General features: G+C 70.9%; 4 protein-coding genes. 2 read left to right on the top strand and 2 right to left on the bottom strand.

The genetic code is table 11. From position 1 onward, the window contains the following. Positions 1-236: dioxygenase family protein (locus tag P409_RS32640; RefSeq protein ID WP_034848466.1), on the bottom strand; the 236-nt coding region annotated here is incomplete at its 3' end. A 127-nt stretch (positions 237-363) separates the two neighbouring features. Here P409_RS32640 and P409_RS32635 point away from each other — a divergent pair. After that, the gene (locus tag P409_RS32635) at positions 364-1,275 is read left to right on the top strand and encodes a LysR family transcriptional regulator (protein WP_034848463.1); all 912 of its coding nucleotides are present in this window, start codon (positions 364-366) and stop codon (positions 1,273-1,275) included. 37 nt (positions 1,276-1,312) lie between these two features. Further along, positions 1,313-1,681: a cupin domain-containing protein gene (locus tag P409_RS32630; protein ID WP_034848460.1), complete on the top strand. Its 369-nt coding sequence runs from the start codon at positions 1,313-1,315 to the stop codon at positions 1,679-1,681. A 3-nt stretch (positions 1,682-1,684) separates the two neighbouring features. Here the strand turns inward: P409_RS32630 and P409_RS32625 are convergent. Further along, positions 1,685-2,084, bottom strand: a 400-nt coding sequence (locus tag P409_RS32625; RefSeq protein ID WP_034848457.1) for a ferritin-like domain-containing protein, incomplete at its 5' end; no start/stop codon positions are given.

The following is a 2,084-nucleotide window of genomic DNA, read 5'->3' as shown; positions in this document are numbered from 1 at the left end:
GGGTACCGGACCTGGTACAGCGGCTCCGGGAAGCCGTAGAAATCGTGGATCGTCTCCGGCGTCTGCACCGCACCGACGGTCGGCACCTCGGTCTCGAAATGGGCCGAGGCCAGCAGGATCGCGTCCGGGCGCGGCAGCGACGGGCCGAGCGCGTCGAAGAACCGCCCCGCCGGCTCGTCCGACAGCGCCAGCATCGGCGAGCCGTGGGAGACGAAGAGCGCGGGCATCGTGGGCATGATCGATCTCCAGGGCGTGGCGACACGGGGACGGCCGGCCGCGACCTCCGCCCGCCATATTGCGCCTGCGACCGATTTTGATAATCCGGCGTGACATCAAAAGATTGTTGATCCATTTTTGACAATCATGGATCGCCTGGCCACGCTGGACCTGTTCGTGCGCATCGTCGATGCCGGCAGCTTCGCCGCGGGGGCGGAGCAGCTGGGCCTGTCGCGCGCGCTGGCCAGCCGGGCGATCCTCGACCTCGAGACCCGGCTGGGCACCCGGCTTCTCAACCGCACCACCCGCCGGCTGAGCCTGACCGAGGCCGGCGCCGCCTTCTACCGCCGGGCGCAGCGCATCACCGCTGACGTCCTCGAGGCCGAGGAGGAGGCGGCGGCGCTGCACGCCCGGCCGCGCGGCCTGCTGCGGGTGAACGCGCCGATGAGTTTCGGCGTGCTGCATGTCGCGCCCGCCATGGCCGGCTATCTGGAGCGCTACCCGGAGGTGTCGGTCGACCTGACCCTGAACGACCGGGTCGTCGACCTGCTGGAGGACGGCACCGACCTGGCGATCCGGATCGGCCGGCTGGCCGATTCTTCGTTGATCGCCCGCCGGCTGGCGCCCTGCCGGATCCTGCTCTGCGCCGCGCCATCCTATCTCGCGGCCCATGGCACGCCCGAGCATCCCTCCGACCTCGCCCGGCACCGCTGCATCGCCTATGCCTATGGCGGCGACCGGGGTGATTGGGTGCTGACCGGCCCGGAGGGCGAGGTGCGCGTGCGCGTCAGCGCCCGGCTGCAGATCAACAATGGCGATGCCATCCAGGCGGCGATCCGCGAGGGCTACGGCATCGCCCGGCAGCCGGATTTCATCGCCGCGCCCGATCTCGCCGCCGGCCGGATGGTGCAGGTGCTGCCGGAGTGGCGGCTGCCGGAAATCGGCATCCATGCCGTCTATCCGCCGGCCCGCACCCTGTCGGCCAAGGTGCGCAGCTTCGTCGACTTCATGGCCGAGCGCTTCGCCCGCCCCTCCTGGAGCCTCGACAGCACCGGCTGAAGCCGGCAGTCTCGCGCCTCCCGCATGCGAGGCCGCCATGAGCAAGACTGCCGCCGATATCGTCGATTTCGCCACCGCCCGGTCCGAGGACACGACCTATCGGCCGGATCCGGCCAAGGTGCTGGCCGGCGACCCGGTGCAGACGGTGCGCAACTTCTATGACGATCCGAGCGGCCAGTTCTCCTCGGGGATGTGGGAGGGCGCGATCGGCGCCTGGCGCGTGAACTACACCGAGGAGGAGTTCTGCCATCTGCTGTCCGGCACGGTGGAGCTCACCGACGAATCCGGCGGCATCCGCCGTTTCGAGGCCGGGGCCAGCTTCGTCATTCCGGCCGGGTTCGCGGGCACCTGGCGGAACCTGACCCCGGCGCGCAAGCTGTATGTGATCTACGAGCGCAAGGGCTGATCCCTAATCCGCCAGCGGCTCGTAGAAGGCGGCGGCGAAGCCGGCCAGGTCGCGGGCCGGCACGTTGAAGGGCCGCTTCAGCTTGGCCCGGAAGTAGCGCCGCACCAGCGCGTGATAGGTCGGGACCGGCGGCAAGGCCTGGCGGCCGCACTCCCATTCGAACCAGCGCCGGCCGGCGGCGACATGGCCGATCTCGTCGGTGTAGATCCGGTGCAGGATGCGGGCGCTGTCGGCATCGCCGGCGCGCTCCAGCCGCTCCACGGTCTCCGGCGTCACGTCCAGGCCCCGCGCCTCCAGCACCAGCGGCACCACGGAGAGCCGGCCGAGCAGGTCCTCCGCCGTCTCCTCCGCCGCCTGCCACAGCCCGTCATGCGCCGGCAGGGCGCCGTAGCCGGAGCCGAGC

This window comes from Inquilinus limosus MP06 (assembly GCF_000767795.1).
In the GTDB taxonomy this organism is placed as follows: domain Bacteria; phylum Pseudomonadota; class Alphaproteobacteria; order DSM-16000; family Inquilinaceae; genus Inquilinus; species Inquilinus limosus_E.
This window is presented reverse-complemented; position numbering and strand designations above follow the sequence as displayed.